Origin of the sequence: uncultured Sphingomonas sp. (assembly GCF_936927845.1) — a bacterium.
Classification (GTDB): domain Bacteria; phylum Pseudomonadota; class Alphaproteobacteria; order Sphingomonadales; family Sphingomonadaceae; genus Sphingomonas.
This window is the reverse complement of sequence record NZ_CAKZHV010000069.1, coordinates 79,979-96,851: the sequence shown is the minus strand read 5'-3', so window position 1 is coordinate 96,851 and position 16,873 is coordinate 79,979. Positions and strand designations below refer to the sequence as shown.

Here is a 16,873-nt window from a genome sequence, read left to right as displayed (position 1 = left end):
TAAGTCGCTCCCATGCTTACCCCCGATCAGGCGCAGGAGCGCGCCCAGGATATCGTCCGCCGTGCCAGCGCCGCGGGTGCCGATGCGGCCGACGCGGTATTCGCCGCCGATGCGTCGAGCGAGGTATCGGTGCGGCTCGGCAAGCTGGAGGATGTCGGCCGATCCGAGGCGGAGGAGTTGGGGCTGCGCGTGTTTGTCGGACAGCGTTCGGCGAGCGTGTCGACCTCCGATTTGTCGTCGGCGGCAATGGACGCGCTGGTCGAGCGTGCGGTGGCGATGGCGCGCGAGGCACCCGAGGACCAATGGGCCGGGCTGGCACCGGCCGAGCGGCTGATGCACGGCGCGGCGCCGCTGCTCGATCTGGCCGACGATGGCGCGGTGACGCCCGCCGAGCTGCGCGAATTGGCGTTGCAGGCGGAGGAAGCCGCGCGCAGCGTGCCGGGCGTGACCAATAGCGAGGGCGGCGGTGCGGGTGCCTCGTCGAGCGTATGGGCGCTCGCCACCAGCCACGGCTTCGCGGGCGCTTACGCCACCACCGGATACAGCGTGTCGGCAAGCGTGGTCGCTGGACAAGGTGGCGGAATGCAGCGCGATTACGCCTTCCACTCGGCGCGGCACCGCGCGCGGCTCGACGCGCCGCACGAGATCGGGCGCCGCGCGGGTGAGCGCGCGGTCGCGCGGCTGGATCCCGGCCGGGTAGCGAGCGGCGCGGTGCCGGTGGTGTTCGACCCGCGCGTCGGGTCGAGCCTGCTCGGCCACCTGACCGGCGCGATCTCGGGTCAGGCGATCACGCGCAGGACGAGCTTCCTGCAGGACGCGATGGGAACCGAGGTATTCGCGCCCGGTGTCACGATCTGCGACGATCCGCACCGCCCGCACGGGCTGCGCTCGCGTCCGTTCGACGGTGAAGGGCTGCCGGTGTCGCCGTGCTCGATCATCGAGAACGGCATGCTGGAGACGTGGCTGCTCGACAGCGCGTCGGCGCGGCAATTGGGGCTGGCGCCGACGGGGCATGCCGCGCGCGGGGTGAACGGTGCGCCGGGCGTCACCACCAGCAACCTGTTCATGCAGGCGGGCCACGTGCCGGTCGCGACGCTGATCGAGGACATCGCGCTGGGCGTCTATGTCACCGAGCTGATCGGGCAGGGTGTGAACCCGGTGACGGGCGATTACAGCCGCGGCGCGGCGGGGTTCCTGATCGAGCACGGCGCGATCACGCGGCCGGTGGCCGAGTTCACGATCGCGGGGAACCTCAAGGACATGTTCCGCGCGGCAGTGCCCGCGAACGACCTCGAATTCCGCTATGGCATCAACGTGCCGACGATCCGCATCGATGGGATGACGGTCGCGGGTGGCTGACGCGCGCGCCGCTGCTGCCCCTACCGCGCTCGCTCCCATCGCACTGGCCGGAGCGGTCGCGGCTGCGACGCGCGAGGCAGCGTCGATGGCGATGGCGCGCTGGCGGACCGATTTCGCGCGCACCGAGAAGAGCGACGGCAGCCCGGTGTGCGAGGTCGACCTCGATGTCGACCGGATGCTCCACGCGCGTCTGTCGGCGCTGCTGCCCGACGCGGGCTGGCTGTCGGAGGAAACCGCCGACAGTGCCGAGCGGCTTTCGGCCAGGCAGGTGTGGGTGGTCGATCCGATCGACGGCACGCGCGACTATATTCGCGGGCGCACCGGCTGGTGCGTTTCGGTCGCGCTGGTCGAGGCCGGGCGCGTGGTGATCGCGGTGCTCGACGCACCGGCGCGCACCGAAGTGTGGCACGCGGTCGCAGGGAGCGGTGCAACGCTGAATGGCGCGGCGTTACGCGCGGGCGCGCGCGCGCAGATCATCGGCGCGCGCGTACCGGCGGACGCGCTGCCCAAGATCGACCGCGACCTGGTAGCGGTGGAGAAGCCCAATTCCATTGCATTGCGCATGGCAATGGTTGCCGCGGACCGCGCCGACCTGGTCGCGACGATGCGCTGGGGCAACGAATGGGACATCGCCGCCGCTGCATTGGTCGCCGAGGAAGCGGGCGCGAGCGTCACCGACGCGCTGGGTCAGGCGCTGCGCTTCAACAAGCCCGACCCGCATGCCTTCGGCGTGCTGACCAGCACCCGCGGCATCCACGCGGCGGCGGTGGAGCGACTGGCCGGCCGCGCAAAGGCGGTAATCCGGTAGATTTCGCGACGCGGCGTGGCCCGAGCGAGCGCGCGGTTCAGGACTGTTTGCCTGTTACAGTTGCGTAGACGCGATCAGCCGGTCCTGCTGTGTGCCCGTGCGTATCCCAGATCAGTTCGAGCCACATTCTCCCGTCACCCCGGACTTGATCCGGGGTCCCGCTTCTTGGACGGGGCGGGGGGAGACAGCAGGATCCCGGATCAAGTCCGGGATGGCGATAAGTTGAAGCGTTGCGAGCTTAACCTTGCTTTACGGGTTGCAGTAGGTAGCGCGCCAGTGGACGAAGTGGCTCGGCAGACGTTCAACGCTCTACCCCACGATGATCGACGGATGGTCGCGTTCGGCTAGCGCGTGAGCGGCAGTGCTGTGCTGCGCGACATCGCGCGCGACCATCGGGCGCAGGCGTACTGCCAGGCAGATAACGATCGGCCAGAACAGGGTGTTCGCAACATCGCCAAGCGTATCGGACCAGCGCCACGAGCCGTAGTGGATACGGTCGAGAAGCTCGTTCGCGCCCTCCGCCGCGACCACGACGGAGAGCGGGATAAGCGTGCCGAGCGAGCGCCCGGTGACGAGCCGCGCGACCAGCAGCACGGCCATCCCCGCGTGGACATGGAGGATCGTGTCGGGCAGCCCCGTGCCGTCCCCGACCCAAACGGTGAAGTCGGTCCACCATTTCGCCAGGTCCACGCGCGTCGCCTTATTTCTGGCAGGCGACGATGGTTGCGATCACCGACAGCGTGTCGTGCGGATCGCGGACGCGGACGGTGTCGAGCCCGAGTTCTTTCGCTGGATAATCGTTGCCACCGGGGAAGATCGCGTCGCCGATGAACATCATCTTGTCGAGCGCGATGCCGCTCTCGTCGCGCAGGCGCTTGAGGCCATAGGCCTTGTCGACGCCCTTCTGCGTGATGTCGATCGAGGTGGCACCACCCATGTTGATCGACAGCTCGGGCAGCCGCTGCTTCAGGTCGGCCTGGATCACCTTGCGCTTCGCGAAGTCGGGGTCCCACTTCTCCTTGGCTTCCACCGGCGCCTGCTGGCCGAGCGCGGAAAAGGTGATCTGCGAGCCGCGATCCTCGATCCGCTCGCCCCAGGTCTGCTCGGGCTTGAACCCGGTCGCCTGGAGCGAGGCGTCGAATGCCTCGATGATGTTCTTCTTCGTCTCATCGTCGAACAGCTCGGCATAGACCGCTTTCCACGCACCCGACTGGTGCGTGTAGAGCTTGGTGCCTGTCGTCGGCATCAGCCACAGCCGCGACAGATCGGCGCGCGCGGGCAGCCGGCTCGCCACCTGCTTGTCGAACTGCGGCCAGTCGCCGCCCGAGATCACCGCGACGTGCGCGACCTGGAGCAGGTCGGCCAGCGCCTCGCTCATGTCCTCCTTGATCGCCTGCTTGCTCTCGGCGAGCGTTCCGTCGAGGTCGAAGGCGACGAGTTCTTTCACTTAGGATTCTCCAGGGTAGGCAGGATGATCGTTTCGATGGCGTGCGCTACGCCATCCTCGTCGTTGGCGCGAGTGACTTTCCTCGCAACCGCTTTCACGTCGTCGGGCGCGTTGCCCATCGCGATCGGGAGGCCGGCGCGGCCGAGCATCGGCAGGTCGTTGTGCTGGTCGCCGATCACCGCGGTGTCGGTTAGGTCGACGCCGTTCGATTTGGCCAGCGCGGCGACGCCGTCGCCCTTGTTGGCCGCGAGCGCGGTCACGTCGAGATAGTAGGTCTGCGACTGCGCGATCGTCGCCTGCTCGCCATATTGGCCGTGCGCCTTCTCGTAGAGCGCGTGGAGGCGGTCGGCATCGTCGCTGACGAAGGTGATCTTGTCGGCGCGGCCGAGCAGATCGTCGAAGTCGGCGCGAATGACCGGCTCCTGGTTCGAGCTCACGCGCTCGCTGGCGGTATGCGGTCCGTCACCGTCGGTTGCGAACCACTGATCGTCGGCGAAGACCCAGGTGTCGACCTGCTCGCCCGCTGCCATGCCGATCACGCCGCGCGCGACGCGTTCGTCGATCGTGTGGCGGCTGACGATCGTACCGTCACGGCGAAACACGATGCCGCCGTTGAAGGCACCGACATCCTCGTCGAGTTCGAGCGGTTCGAGCAGCGGCTGGATGCCCGACATCGGCCGCGCGCTGATGACGGTGAAAGCAATGCCGGCATCGCGCAGTCGCTTCACCGCCGCAATCGTGCCGTCGGTCAGTCGTTTGTCCTTGTCGACCAGCGTGCCGTCGACGTCGGACACCACCAATCGTATCGCGCTTACGCCCTTGTCCGTATCCGCCATTACTGCGGCATCTCGACGTGACCGCCGAAGCCGAAGCGCATCGCGGAGAGCACCTTGTCACCGAATGTGTGGTCGACGCGGCTGCGGTAGCGCGCGAACAAGGCGGCGCTCAGCACGTTCAACGGCACCGCTTCCTCCATCGCGGCGTCGATCGTCCAGCGACCCTCGCCCGAATCGGCGACATGGCCCGAGAAGCCCTCGAGCTTGCCGTCCTTTGCGAGCGCGAGCGCGGTCAGGTCGAGCAGCCACGACGAGATCACGCTGCCGCGGCGCCACACCTCGGCGATGTCGGTCAGGTTGAGGTCATAGCGCTGATCCTCCGGCAGCTTGTCCGACGCCTTGCCTTTCAGCACGTCGAACCCTTCCGCATAGGCCTGCATCAGCCCGTACTCGATCCCGTTGTGAACCATTTTGACGAAGTGCCCGGCACCCGCCGGCCCCGCATGGATGTAGCCGTTCTCTGCGCGCGGGTCGGTCGCGTCGCTCAAGCGACCTTCGGTGCGCTCGATCGAGCCCATGCCGGGGGCGAGCGTGGAGAAGATGGGGTCGAGTTGGTGGACGATGTCCTCCGGCCCGCCGATCATCATGCAATAGCCGCGCTCGCGACCCCAGACGCCGCCCGATGTGCCGACGTCGACGTAGTGGACGCCCTTCTCGGCCAGTGCCTTCGCGCGGCGGATGTCGTCCTTGTAGAAGGAATTGCCGCCGTCGATGACGATTTCGCCCTCGGCCGCATTCTCGCAGATGCTGTTGATCACGCCCTCGGTGATCTCGCCGGCGGGGACCATCACCCACCAGACAACGGGCGAGCCCGCCTTGGCACGCGCGTCGTCGACCGAGGTGGCGGCCTCCGCGCCCGCCTCGACCAGCTTGGCGACCGCGTCGGCATCGCGGTCGAAGGCGACGATCTCGTGCCCCTTGTCCATCAATCGGCGCGCCATGTTGCCGCCCATCCGGCCGAGGCCGATCATCACCATCTTCATGCGCACACGCTCCTGCTCGCTTGATCCGCGTAAAGCGGCAGGATGGGGCAATGTTCCCGTCCTACCCGGACACGCGCGGCGGGCGGTGCCCGCTCAACGTTTCACCGAAGCGGAGAAGGGACGCGCATGGCGGTCGGTCGCCCATTTGTAGTTCGGCTCCGCCGACATCGCGAACCGCAGTTCGCCGCCCGCCATGATCTCGGCGTGCGTCAGGTAGCTGCGCTCGAGCGGCTTTCCATTCAGCATCAATGCGCCGACATACGGGCGCGACTGGCCGAAATTGTCGGCGACGATCGTGAAGCGCTTGCCGTTCGGCAGATCAAGCGCGGCGCGGCGGACGAACGGGCGGCCGATCGCATACTCGAGGCTGCCGGGCGTCACGGGATAGAAACCGAGCGCGGTGAAGACGAGCCAGGCGGACATCTGACCCAAATCGTCATTGCCGGCAAGGCCGTCGGGCGTCGGCTTGTATTGCGAGTTGACGATCTGCGTCAGCCGGTACTGCGTGCGCCACGGTTGCCCGGCATGGTCATAGAGGTAAGCGACGTGGTGGCTCGGTTCGTTGCCATGGATATACTGGCCGATCAGCCCGGCAATGTCCTCGGCATGGCTATAGTCGAGTTTCGAATTGTCATAGTCGAACATCTGGTCGAGCTTGGTCACCGCGGCTTGATCCCCGCCCATCGCCTCGAACAAGGCGGCCTGATCCTGCGGCACGAACCAGGAATATTGCCACGCATTCCCCTCGGTATAGTCCGAGCCGTAGTTGATCGCGGTGGGATCGAATGGTTCGCGGAATGTGCCGTCGGCTTTGCGCGCGCGGACGAAGCCGGTCTTGAGGTCGAAGGTGTTGCGCCAATAGCCCGACCGCGCATCGAACCAGGTAGCGACGTCGTCGCGCTTCATCGCGCGCGCCATCTGCGCGATCGTCCAGTCGTCATAGGCGTATTCGACCGTCTTCGATGCCGCCTCGGGCTCGCGGTCGATCGGAATGTAATGAAGCACCGGCAGGTCGGCGAGCCCGCCGTAGGGCGCATAGGTCGCGCTGCGGATCATCGCGGCGAGCGCCTGCGTCTCATCGAACCCGCGAATGCCCTTCAGATACGCGTCGGCGATGACCGGGACCGAATGGTAGCCGATCATCGTCCACGTCTCGCGTCCCTGAAACTGCCAGACGGGGAGGATGCCGTCGGGCGAATATCGCTGGCTGGCGAGCAGCGAGCGGATGATCTGCGAATTGACCTCGGCGGGCTGGACCAGCGTGAGCAGCGGGTGCTCGGCGCGGAACGTATCCCAGAGCGAGAAGGTCGAGCGCTGCGTGTAGCCTTCCGCCCGGTGGACCTGATTGTCGGGACCGCGCCAGCGCCCGTCGACGTCGCTGGTGACGGAGGGCGCGATCAGGCTGTGATAGAGCGCGGTCATCACGTTCTTGCGCATCGCGGGCTCACCGTCGAGGTCGAGCACCCCGAGCGCCTGGCGCCACGCCGCGGTGGTCGACTTGCGCACCGCATCGAAGCCGCCGCTCTCCGCCTGGAGGTTGGCGATCGCGCCGTCCTCGTCGACGCTGGAGATTGCGACGGTTACCTCCAGCGGCTTGTCGAGCTTGCCGAAGTCGAACCGCGCGACGAGCGCGCGGCCGGCGCGCTCCATCACGCGGTCGCTGCCGCGCCCCGGGCCCTGAAAGCCCTTGTAGGTCACGTCGGCCTCGGTGCTGACGAAGGCGTGGTTGGTGATCGGACGCGAGAAGCGCATCGCGAAGAATAATTGCCGGTCGGGCGCCCAGCCGCGCGTCTGGCGGCTGCCGGTGATCGTGCCATCGGGACGCAGCCGCAGCGACGACCAGAGCGTCTTGCCGGGGTAATTGTAGAGGCTTGATCGCAGATCGAGGATCAGATGCGCCTCGTCGCCCGAGCGGAACGTGTAGCGGTGGACGCCGACGCGCGTGCCCGCGGTCAGCTCGGCCCGGACGCGCGCGTCGTCGAGCTGGACCGAATAATAGCCGGGCGTCGCCTGCTCGTTCCGGTGGCTGAAGCGCGAGCGATAGCCCGAGCCGGGCTGTTTGGGGTCGCCGGGTTCCAGCTTGACCGCGTCGGCCGCGCCGGTCGCGGGCATCAGCAGGAAGTCGCCGAGATCGCTGTGCCCGGCGCCCGAAAAATGCGTGTGCGAGAAACCCTGGATCGTCGGGTCCTCGTAGCGGTAGCCCGCGGCGTGCGGGTAGCAGTCGCGCAGGACACAGGTCGTGTCGGTGTCGGGCGACAATTGCACCATGCCGAACGGCGCAACCGCACCGGGAAAGGTGTGCCCCTGTCCGCCGGTGCCGATAGATGGGTCGACCGCGCCGAGCGGATCGGCATCGCGCTGCGCCGCGACCGGGGTAGCGAGCGGCATGGTCAGCGACAGGGCGACGAGGGCGGACAGGCAGCGGCGGGCGAGCGTCATGGCGAACCTTTTGCCCTGTGCAGGGCCCGGGTGAAAGATGTCGCGAGGTCGCACGGTCGCCGACAGCGGGCGCAACACCCGCCCCGGTCGGTGCGTTAGGCCATTCGATCAGCACGAGTATTCACGACGATGACCGACCCTGCCCGCCCGATGCGCCTCGGCTTCCCCGTGAAGGTGATGGGCAAGCCCGGCTTCAAGAGCAACGACACCCGGCGCTGGCAGAAGAACCCGCACCTCAAATGCTCGCTGGAGGAGGTGTCGAAGATCCTCGACTATCTCGCCAAGGAAAAGCTCGACATGTACCGGCTGTCGTCGGACCTGGCGCCGTACGCGACGCATCCGGACATGCCGCAGTTCCACAACATGGTGGCGGAGAGCGACGCCGAGCTGGCGGCATTCGGGAAGAAGGCGCGCGAACTCGACATCCGATTGTCGTTCCACCCGTCGCAATACGTCCTGCTCAACAGCCCCGACGCGGCGCTGACCGAGAAGAGCATCTGGGACCTGTCGAGCCAGGCGGAGATGCTCGACCGCATGGGGCTGAACGACGAGGCGGTGATGATCACGCACGTCGGCGGCGTGTACGACGACCATGACGCGAGCCGCGCGCGCTGGATCGAGGGGTGGGAAAAATGCCCCGAACACGTCCGGCGGCGGCTGGTGCTGGAAAATGACGACATCCGCTTCTCGGCCGCCGACGCTCTGTGGATCCACGAGCGGACGGGCGTGCGGCTGGTGTTCGACTATCAGCATTTCTGGTGTTTGAACCCCGAGCGGCTCGACATGCGGGCGACGCTCGAGAAGTTCCTGGCGACCTGGCCCGAAGGGGTCAGGCCGAAGATGCATTTCTCGTCTCCGCGCACCGAGATGCGCGAGGTGAAGCAGAAGATCACCGCGAAACAGCGCGCGAGCGGCAAGACGACCAAGAAGGGCGAGCTGACCAAGGCGCCGGTCAAGGCGAACGCGCGGGTGAAGACGGTGCTGCGCCCGCCGATCTGGACCGGCCACGCCGACTTCACCAACCCGTTTGAGTTCGCGACCTTCATGCGGATGGCCGAAGGGCTCGTCTTCGACGTGATGATGGAAGGCAAGTCGAAGGACGTGAGCCTGCTTAAACTGCGCCCCGATCTGCTGCGCTTCGCGCCCGACGTGGCAGCGCGCTTCGGCATCTACCCCGAGGACGCCGATGCGCTGGCGGCCGATGAGGCGGAACTGGAAGGCGGCGTCGACGCGGAGGAAACGCCCGACGTGGACGAGGGCGACGGCGAAGGTGGGGCGATGCTGGAGGCGGCGGAATAATCTGCCGCCGCGCGTGAGGCGGCGGGATCATCCGCCGCTCACCCGGTTACTCCGCGGCTTCGCGCAGGCGCAGCTCGGCCCCCACCTCTTCCGCGAACCATTCGGCGGTCATCGGCAGCCCCTCGCGCAAGGGGACGCGCGGCGACCAGCCGAGCACGTCCTGCGCGCGTGAGATGTCGGGGCGGCGGCGGCGCGGGTCGTCCTGCGGCAGCGGCGTATTCACCACCTTTCCTGCGTTCGGCACCAGTTCCAGCACCATGTCGAGAAGCTCGTTGATGGTGAATTCGTCGGGATTGCCGATGTTGACCGGCTCCGTGCCGTCGATGTCGCTCTCCATCAGCGCGATCAGCCCGCGCACCATGTCGGAGACGTAGCAGAAGCTGCGCGTCTGCGTGCCGTCGCCGTGGACGGTGATGTCACGGCCGGTGAGCGCCTGGCAGATCAGGTTGGAGACGACGCGCCCGTCGTCGGGGTGCATGTGCGGGCCGTAGGTGTTGAAGATGCGCGCGACGCGTACCTCGGCGCGCTTCATCCGCGCAAAGTCGAACGTCATTGCCTCGGCGGCGCGTTTGCCCTCGTCGTAGCAGGCGCGCGGTCCCGTGCAGCTGACCCAGCCGCGATAGCCCTCGACCTGCGGGTGGACTTCGGGGTCGCCGTAGACCTCGCTCGTCGAGGTGAGCAGGAAGCGCGCGCCGGTCCGCTCGGCGAGGCGCAGCAGGTGGTTGGTGCCGACCACGTTGGTCAGCATCGTGTGCTCGGGGTCCGCCTGGTACTGCGGCGGCGAGGCGGCGCAGGCGCAATTGTAGATGCGCGTGAGGTTGGCGGCCTCGGTGACAGCGGCGGGCAGCGGGTTGACGATATCGCCCTCGACGAAGGTGAAGTTGGGCAGGTCCTCCAGCGGCTTCAGGTTCGACGGCCGCGCGGTTTGCAGATTGTCGAGGCAGATGACGCGGTGGCCCGCGTCGCTCAGCGCGCGGCACAGATGCGATCCGATGAAGCCCGCGCCGCCGGCGACCAGGATGGTGTCCATGTTCTTCTCCCTCATGCCGAGACGCGCTCTTTGTCGTGCGCGTGCTCGGCGGCTTCCCTCAAATGGCGCTCGAGCTCTTCGGCCCGGTGCGCGGCGGTGTGTTCGGCGAGGACGCGTTGGCGCCCCGCCTGCCCGATCTGCTCGAGATCGCGGCGCGCGAGCACGGCGAGCATGTCGGCGCAGGTATCGACCAGCAGGATCTCGCGCCCGTCAGCGAGGATCTCGTTCAGTCCGTCCCACCGATCGGAGATGATCGGGGTGCCGCAGGCAGCAGCTTCGAAGATGCGGACCGAGGGCGACCAGCCGGCCGCGATCATGTCAGCGCGCGTCACGTTCAGTGTCGCGCGGCTCGCGCTGTAAAAGGCGGCGTGCTCTGCGGGCGGCAGATGCTCGATCCGCTCGACATTGTCGGGCCACTGGATCGTATCGGGGTATTGCGGCCCCGCGACCGCGAAGCGGCGATTGGGGGCGGCGCGCGCGACGTAGAGCAGCAGGCGTTCGAGCGTCGGCTGACGATCATCGCTATAGGTGCCGAGATAGGTCAGGTCCCACTTCTTCGGCACGTCAAGCGGCACGTACGCCTCGGCGTCGACCGAGCAGTAGAGCGCGCGCGCCATCGGCGAGCCGTAATGCGTCTCCAGGTGGCGGAGCGTCGGGCCGCCGGTGAACGACAGGTATACGTCGTAGCCAGGAATGACCGCGGGCGAGAGATACTCGAAGTCGCCGCGCTCCAGCTTGGCGAGCGTGACCGGCGTGTCGATGTCGTAGAAGGCGACGACGCCTTGCGCCCATTCCTGAACGAGCTGGCCGACCGCGACGCCGTCGGGGACGTAGCTGCCGACGATCACCGCGTCGGCGGCCGCGATCTCGCCGCGCCACTCGGCCAGATGATCGAGGTCGGAGTAGTAATCGAGCCGGCACCAGTCGGGATCGACCAGGTCGCGGTGCGCGCCCGCATACCATGGCACCTCGCGTTCGAGGAACACGACCTCGTGCCCGCGCGCGGCGAATGCCTTCAACAGCGCGCGAAACGTGGTGGCGTGGCCATTGCCCCAGGACGAGCCGAGGCTGAGGCCGAGGACGACGAGCTTCATGCCGCGGTCACCTCGCGCGCGGCATGGACCTTGAACAGCGCGTCGACCTGCTCGCCGCGAAGGTCATAGGTGTGTTCGGCGAGCACGCGCTGGAGCGCCGCCTGCCCGATCGCCGCCGCGCGCTCGGTGGTGAGCGCGGATAGGTGATCCGCCACGTCCTGCCCGTCGCGCGCAACCAGCACTTCCTCGTCGGGTTTGAGGAACAGCTCGATCCCCTCCCACGCATCGGTGATGAGGCAGGCGGCGGCGCCCGCGGCCTCGAACACGCGGGTGGCGGGCGAGAAGCCGATATGCGCCATCGAATCGCGCGCGACGTTGAGGACGGCGCGCGGCGTGCAGTTGAACGCATTGTGTTCGGCGGTGAAGACGTGGCCGCGGTGGCGGACGTTGCCGGGCATCGCCTTCGTCTCCCAGCCGTTGCCGCCGATCAGGAACTGCTGCTCGGGCAGGAGTGATGCGGGGCGGAGGAAGAACTCCTCCACGCGCGCCTCACGGTCGGGCAGGCGGTTGCCGAGGAACGCGAGGTCGCAGGCGAAGCGCGGGTCGGCCTCGACCGGATGGTGCGTCTGCGGGTCGAGCGCGTTGTAGACCGGCACGCAATCCTTCGCGCCGAACCCGGTATAGGCGTCGACGACCGGCGCGCCGCCGCCGTAGGTCAGCACCATGTCGAGCCTGGGCAGCGCGGCGCGCACGGGGTGGCTCGCGTCGGCGCGCATCTCGTCGAGCGTCGCGGCGGCGTCGACGTCCCAGAAGATCTTGAGCGCGCCCGGCCGCGCGTGGGCGATCACGCCTTCGAGCAGTTCGCGGTCGAATACGCCGACGCCGTTCGCCTTGACGACGATGTCGGCGGCGGCGGCTTCGCTCAGCACGTTACGCATCGCCTCCTGGGTGGCGGGATAGACGACGACCTTGGCATATTCGGGCGGGTCGATGTCGCGGTGCTGCTGACGGTCGAACGCGTCGGGTTCGTAGAAGGTGATGTCGTAGCCGCGCTCACCCAGCGCGCGCAGGATGCCGCGATAATAAGTGGCCGCACCGTTCCAATAGGACGACAACAGGCTCGATCCGTAGAAAGCGATCTTCATGCGGCAACTCCCACGCCGGTGTCGGTGCCCAGCGTGTCCAGGATGGTCATCAATTCGTCGACGCGGTGCGCGCAGGTGTGGCGCTCGGCGATCGTCTCCAGCCCGGAGGCGATCAGCGAGGCACGCAGATCGGCGTCGTCGCGGATGCGGGCGAGCACGTCCGCCATCTGCTCGCCGTCGCTCGCGTAAAGGAAGTCCTGTCCAGGGCGGAACAGTCCCTCGCTATCTTCCCACGGCGCACTGGCGAGCGGGATGCCGCAGGCGAGCGCCTCGAACACGCGGATCGTCGGGATGCCGGGCAGGATCGTGCGATAGTAGTTGCGCGGCACGTGGACGGTCGCGAGCGCGCGCGCGAAGATCTCGGGCGCGCGGGCATTGGGCGCCCATCCGTGATAGCGCGCGCCGTAGTGGGCGAGCATCGCGCGCGCCTCGTCGGGGTAGCGGACGCCGTAGATGTCGAGCGGAAGCTGCGCGCGTTGCGCGGGACGGAGCAGGTACTCCTCGATCTCGCGCGTGCGCTCGCCATCGCCCCAATTGCCGATCCAGACCACGCCCTCGTGGGTGTCGCTCGGGAGCGGCTTGAAGCGGCGCGTGTCGGCGGCCTCGTGCCAGGTCCAGACGCGCTTGCCCCAGCCGCGCGCGCGATACTGTTCGGACAAGGTCTCACCGAACGCGAGGACCCCGTCATAGCCCGACAGGTCGTAGGCATCCATCTCGTGCGGCAGACTGACGATGCGGTGGTGCGTGTCGTGGAACAAGAGCGTCCACGGCGCACCGGCCTTGCGCAAGCGACCGACTTCGGCGACGAGGTCGTGCGCGTTCCACTCGTGAACGATCACGAGGTCGGCGCCTTCGACCATCGCTGCGACATCGTCGCCTGCCTCGTACGTGTCCGAAGACAATTCGGGATAGGACGCGCGGTAGGGCGCGAGCGCGTCCTCGCCGCCGTCGGCGAGCAGGTTCTGGAGGCTCCAGCTATCCGCCGGCTCCCACGCCCGAACCTCGTGGCCGCGCGCGATCAGTTCGGACAGCACGCCGCGGACGAAATGCGCGTTGCCGTGGTTCCAGCACGAGGAAAGGCTGTGGGTGAAATAGACGATCTTCATGCCGCAACCCGCTCCCGCGGCGCGACTGCGCGCGCGTAGATATCCGCCATGCCGCGCGCGTTGGCGGCGGGGGTGTAGCGCGCGGCGCGTGCCCGCGCGCGCTCGCCCGCCTCGATCCGCACCGCGGAGTCGCTCGCCAGCGCGTCGATCGCGCGTGCGAAGCCGGCGTCGTCGCCGGGTGTGACGAAGATCGCAACGCCGTCCCATAGTTCACGGAACGTCGGAATGTCGGACAGCACCAGCGCGCAGCCCGCCGACGCGGCCTCCAGCACCGCGAGCCCGAACGGCTCGTAGCGCGCGGCGGAGGCGAAGATTAGGCGTGCCGACAGGCGATCGGCCACATCCGCGTCCGACAGCGCGCCGAGCGTGTCGAGGTGCGCGAAGGCGACCTGCTCGCCGTTGGGGCCGGCGAGCGATCCGGCGGCCTTGATCGGCAGACATATGCGCGCGGCGGCGCGATCGAGCGTGGCGACGTCCTTGCCGCGGTCCCACAGTCGACCCGCGGTGAAGACGTAGTCGGCGAGCGCCCCCGTGCTCGCGATCGCGGTGCGACCGTTGTGGACGACGCGCGGGCGACGCGGCAGCGCATAGAGCCGCTGCACCGTGTCCGCGAGCGCGGCGGAGGGGCAGACGCTCACGTCGGCGCGCGCGAGGCCGTCGCCGGTCAGCGCCGCCTGCCACGCGAGATCGGCGGGCAGCGGCCCTTGCTCGACCGCGTCCCACCACGACGCGACGCAGCTGTGCGCGACCGCGATGATCGGCATCGCGTAATCGGCGAGCGCGAAGGCAGGCTGGTTGAGCTGCGCCACGTCCGCGCCGTGGAGCGCGGCTGCCATCGCGACCGCGTCGGCGGTGCGGCGGACTTCCGCAGCGTCCCGCGCGAGCCAGTCGAGCGGCAGGCCCGTCTCGGTGTACGTCACCCCGAGCGCGGCGGCGCGGTCGCGCTGCGCAGACGACAGCGCGGGGCCGATCAGCGCGAGGTGCGCGTCGACGCCGAGTGGCGCGAGCGCGGCGGCGAGTTCGAGCGCATACTGCCACACGCCGCCGACCGCGTCCGCCGTCATCAGCAGGCGTGTCACGCAGCGACCTCGAGCGCGGCATGCTCCGCCTTCAACCAGTCGGCGAGGCGGGCGACGCCGTCGCGCCAGTCGGTCCGGCGCCCGAGCCCGAGCGCCGTTTCCGCCGCGCGCGTGTCGGCGACGAAGTAGCGCTGGTCGCCCGCGCGCCAATCGTCGTGGCGCACGTCGACCGCGCGCCCGGTCACCTCCGCGATATGGTCGAGCAGCACGCGCAGGCTGACTGCATTGTCGGGCCCGCCGCCGAGATTGAACGCGCGACCCGATACGTCGTCGATCCGCGCCCAGGCGGCGAGATAGGCGTCGACCGCGTCGGACACGTCGAGGATGTCGCGTACCTGGCAACCATCGCCGTAGAGCGTGATCGGCCGGCCTTTCAGCGCGCTGATCAGGAAGTGCGCGACCCAGCCCTGGTCCTCGGTCCCCATCTGCCGCTGGCCGTAGATGCAGCTCATCCGCATGACGGCGGTCTTGAGCCCGTAGCTGCGCGCGTAATCGAGCACATACTGGTCGGCCGCGCCCTTCGACACGCCATAAGGGGTGTGGAAGTCGAGCGGACGGCCTTCCCCGATACCGTGCGCGCGCACTTCCGCGTCGACGGGTACGTAGCGGTCACCCTCCAGCGCGAAGTTGAGGTCGGTCAGGTCGCCGTAGACCTTGTTGGTGGAAGCAAAGATGACGGGCGCTTGCGGAGCGTGGTGGCGCACTGCCTCTAGCACGTTCAAGGTGCCCGCGATATTGGTCGCGAAATCGTCCATCGGGTCAGCGAGGCTGGTGGTGACCGCCACCTGCGCGGCGAAGTGGAACACCGCCGACGCACCCTTCACCGCCTCCTGCACCCGCTCCGCGTCGCGCACGTCGGCCTCGACGAAGCGCACGCGGTTGCCGTGGCGGCTGCGCAGCCAGTCGAGGTTGCGTCGCACGCCCGCGCGCGCGAGCGCGTCGTAGACGATCACATCGTGGCCCGTGTCGGCGAGGCGGTAGGCAAGGTTCGCGCCGATGAACCCCGCGCCGCCGGTGACGAGAACCGGACCGTCGGGAGCCGGCCCGGAGCTTCCCCCCGGTCCGGCCATCACGCGACCAGCCCGCGCTTGTCGAGCTCGGCGCGCATCGTCTCGACCTTGTCCTCGGCGGTCTGCTGCGCGACCCATTCGGCGAGCACGGCGAGCCCCGCCTGGAAGTCCTGGGTCGCCTCGAAACCGAGCTGCTCCTTCGCGAGCGTGGTGTCGCAGAAGCAGTGGCGGATGTCGCCGATCCGCGCCTTGCCGACGACCTGCGGCGAGATGTCGTTCTTGCCCATCGCCTGCGCCAGCTCGGTCGCGACCTCGCGCACCGAGCGGTGGTGGCCCGAGCCGATGTTGAACGTGCCGCCCGCCGCCTGCGGCAGCGTGAGCGAGTCGGCAAAGGCGCGCGCGACGTCGGAAACGTGGACGAAATCGCGGCGCTGCTCACCGTCCTCGAAGATCATCGGCTGCTGCCCGTTCAACAGCCGCGACGCGAAGATCGCGAGCACCCCGGTATACGGGTTCGACAGCGCCTGGCCCGGACCATAAACGTTGAACAGCCGCAGGCAGACGCCCTCCATGCCGTAGGGCGCGGCCATGATGTGGGTGGTGCGCTCCTGCACATATTTGTTGAGCGCGTAGATCGAGGACAGGTTGGGGCGCTTCCACTCAGGCGTCGCGACCGCCTCCAATGGGCGTCCCTGCGCATCGACCGGCTCCCAGTTGGTCAGCCCGTCGCGCAGACCCTTGCGCTCCGCATCCTGCACCAGCTTGCCGTCGGCGTCGCGGTACAGTCCCTCGCCGTAGATCGACATCGACGAGGCGGTGACGACGCGGCGGACGGGATTGTCGATCAGTTTTTCGAACAGCACGGCGGTGCCGACGTCGTTGGTCGAGGTGTAGCGCTCGACCTCGTACATCGACTGCCCGACGCCGACCTCGGCCGCCAGGTGGACGACGCTGTCGACGCCCTTCAGCGCCTTCGCCACCACGTCGCCGTTGCGCACGTCGCCGCGGATCAGCTCGACCTCGTCGTTCAAGAGCGGCGGGCGCTCCACATCGCCGTGCACCTGCTCGATCAGGCTGTCGAGCACGCGCACCTTGTTGCCGCGCGCCAGAAGCTCGTCGGCGACGAAGCGCCCGATGAAACCAGCACCCCCCGTAATCAGAACCGTTTCCATATGTCCTCCCACCCCGGTCAGGGTCGGTGGACGGAAACGACATTGATCTGGATCAACGACACAGCACGGCCACCAACGCCATACAAGAAGAAGAACATCTTCTACTTAGCTTGGTTCCGCGAAGCC

Annotated in this window: 15 protein-coding genes; 3 read left to right on the top strand and 12 right to left on the bottom strand. The window is 68.2% G+C overall.

Going from position 1 to position 16,873, the window contains the following annotated elements; genetic code table 11:
• Positions 1–12: 12 nt before the first annotated feature.
• Both Q0579_RS17330 and Q0579_RS17325 read left to right on the top strand, forming a co-directional pair.
• Positions 13–1,359: a metallopeptidase TldD-related protein gene (locus Q0579_RS17330; RefSeq protein WP_298814866.1), complete on the top strand. Its 1,347-nt coding sequence runs from the start codon at positions 13–15 to the stop codon at positions 1,357–1,359.
• Between the two features lie 37 nt (positions 1,360–1,396).
• Positions 1,397–2,167 (top strand): 3'(2'),5'-bisphosphate nucleotidase CysQ, encoded by a 771-nt coding sequence (locus Q0579_RS17325; protein ID WP_298815045.1) that lies wholly within the window; start codon positions 1,397–1,399, stop codon positions 2,165–2,167.
• Between the two features lie 309 nt (positions 2,168–2,476).
• On the opposite strand, the gene Q0579_RS17320 is transcribed toward Q0579_RS17325, so the two are convergent.
• The 5 genes from Q0579_RS17320 to Q0579_RS17300 form a co-directional block, all read right to left on the bottom strand.
• A complete protein-coding gene (locus tag Q0579_RS17320; protein WP_298814863.1) occupies positions 2,477–2,857 on the bottom strand; it encodes a hypothetical protein in 381 nt (126 codons plus the stop codon).
• 10 nt (positions 2,858–2,867) lie between these two features.
• Complete coding sequence (locus tag Q0579_RS17315) at positions 2,868–3,614, bottom strand: HAD-IIB family hydrolase (protein ID WP_298814860.1); 747 nt, start codon at positions 3,612–3,614, stop codon at positions 2,868–2,870.
• Positions 3,611–4,408 carry a Cof-type HAD-IIB family hydrolase gene (locus Q0579_RS17310; RefSeq protein WP_366522295.1) on the bottom strand — a complete coding sequence of 266 codons (798 nt, stop codon included), beginning with the start codon at positions 4,406–4,408 and terminating at the stop codon, positions 3,611–3,613. Before Q0579_RS17310 ends, Q0579_RS17315 begins: the two co-directional genes overlap by 4 nt.
• Before the next feature lie 41 nt (positions 4,409–4,449).
• Positions 4,450–5,433 carry a phosphogluconate dehydrogenase (NAD(+)-dependent, decarboxylating) gene (gene gnd / locus Q0579_RS17305; RefSeq protein WP_298814851.1) on the bottom strand — a complete coding sequence of 328 codons (984 nt, stop codon included), beginning with the start codon at positions 5,431–5,433 and terminating at the stop codon, positions 4,450–4,452.
• 93 nt (positions 5,434–5,526) lie between these two features.
• Entirely contained in the window at positions 5,527–7,872 is a 2,346-nt protein-coding gene (locus tag Q0579_RS17300) for a GH92 family glycosyl hydrolase (protein ID WP_298814848.1), read from the bottom strand.
• A gap of 129 nt (positions 7,873–8,001) precedes the next feature.
• On the opposite strand from Q0579_RS17300, the gene uvsE reads away from it, so the two are divergent.
• On the top strand, positions 8,002–9,171 hold the full coding sequence (uvsE, locus tag Q0579_RS17295; protein ID WP_298814845.1) for a UV DNA damage repair endonuclease UvsE: 1,170 nt from the start codon (positions 8,002–8,004) through the stop codon (positions 9,169–9,171).
• A gap of 46 nt (positions 9,172–9,217) precedes the next feature.
• Here the strand turns inward: uvsE and Q0579_RS17290 are convergent, their stop codons facing one another.
• Genes Q0579_RS17290 through Q0579_RS17260 form a run of 7 tightly spaced genes read right to left on the bottom strand, consistent with a single transcriptional unit; the run spans position 9,218 to position 16,747 of the window.
• Positions 9,218–10,201 (bottom strand): UDP-glucuronic acid decarboxylase family protein, encoded by a 984-nt coding sequence (locus tag Q0579_RS17290; RefSeq protein ID WP_298814842.1) that lies wholly within the window; start codon positions 10,199–10,201, stop codon positions 9,218–9,220.
• An 11-nt stretch (positions 10,202–10,212) separates the two neighbouring features.
• Positions 10,213–11,295 (bottom strand): glycosyltransferase, encoded by a 1,083-nt coding sequence (locus Q0579_RS17285; protein WP_298814839.1) that lies wholly within the window; start codon positions 11,293–11,295, stop codon positions 10,213–10,215.
• Positions 11,292–12,380 (bottom strand): glycosyltransferase, encoded by a 1,089-nt coding sequence (locus Q0579_RS17280; RefSeq protein WP_298814835.1) that lies wholly within the window; start codon positions 12,378–12,380, stop codon positions 11,292–11,294. Before Q0579_RS17280 ends, Q0579_RS17285 begins: the two co-directional genes overlap by 4 nt.
• Positions 12,377–13,486, bottom strand: a complete 1,110-nt coding sequence (locus tag Q0579_RS17275; RefSeq protein WP_298814832.1) for a glycosyltransferase — start codon at positions 13,484–13,486, stop codon at positions 12,377–12,379. The genes Q0579_RS17280 and Q0579_RS17275 overlap by 4 nt, the downstream gene beginning before the upstream one ends.
• Positions 13,483–14,565, bottom strand: coding sequence for a glycosyltransferase family 4 protein (locus Q0579_RS17270; protein WP_298814828.1), 1,083 nt, complete (start codon positions 14,563–14,565; stop codon positions 13,483–13,485). Before Q0579_RS17270 ends, Q0579_RS17275 begins: the two co-directional genes overlap by 4 nt.
• Positions 14,562–15,635 carry an SDR family NAD(P)-dependent oxidoreductase gene (locus tag Q0579_RS17265; RefSeq protein ID WP_298814825.1) on the bottom strand — a complete coding sequence of 358 codons (1,074 nt, stop codon included), beginning with the start codon at positions 15,633–15,635 and terminating at the stop codon, positions 14,562–14,564. The genes Q0579_RS17270 and Q0579_RS17265 overlap by 4 nt, the downstream gene beginning before the upstream one ends.
• On the bottom strand, positions 15,635–16,747 hold the full coding sequence (locus Q0579_RS17260; RefSeq protein WP_298814822.1) for an NAD-dependent epimerase/dehydratase family protein: 1,113 nt from the start codon (positions 16,745–16,747) through the stop codon (positions 15,635–15,637). Before Q0579_RS17260 ends, Q0579_RS17265 begins: the two co-directional genes overlap by 1 nt.
• Positions 16,748–16,873: the final 126 nt, after the last annotated feature.

Coding starts and splice junctions, on each gene's coding strand:
- Q0579_RS17330 (WP_298814866.1), top strand. CDS start 13: ATGCTTACCCCCGATCAGGCGCAGGAGCGCGCCCAGGATATCGTCCGC.
- Q0579_RS17260 (WP_298814822.1), bottom strand. CDS start 16,747: ATGGAAACGGTTCTGATTACGGGGGGTGCTGGTTTCATCGGGCGCTTC.
- Q0579_RS17285 (WP_298814839.1), bottom strand. CDS start 11,295: ATGAAGCTCGTCGTCCTCGGCCTCAGCCTCGGCTCGTCCTGGGGCAAT.
- Q0579_RS17265 (WP_298814825.1), bottom strand. CDS start 15,635: ATGGCCGGACCGGGGGGAAGCTCCGGGCCGGCTCCCGACGGTCCGGTT.
- uvsE (WP_298814845.1), top strand. CDS start 8,002: ATGACCGACCCTGCCCGCCCGATGCGCCTCGGCTTCCCCGTGAAGGTG.
- Q0579_RS17290 (WP_298814842.1), bottom strand. CDS start 10,201: ATGGACACCATCCTGGTCGCCGGCGGCGCGGGCTTCATCGGATCGCAT.
- Q0579_RS17300 (WP_298814848.1), bottom strand. CDS start 7,872: ATGACGCTCGCCCGCCGCTGCCTGTCCGCCCTCGTCGCCCTGTCGCTG.
- gnd (WP_298814851.1), bottom strand. CDS start 5,433: ATGAAGATGGTGATGATCGGCCTCGGCCGGATGGGCGGCAACATGGCG.
- Q0579_RS17275 (WP_298814832.1), bottom strand. CDS start 13,486: ATGAAGATCGTCTATTTCACCCACAGCCTTTCCTCGTGCTGGAACCAC.
- Q0579_RS17280 (WP_298814835.1), bottom strand. CDS start 12,380: ATGAAGATCGCTTTCTACGGATCGAGCCTGTTGTCGTCCTATTGGAAC.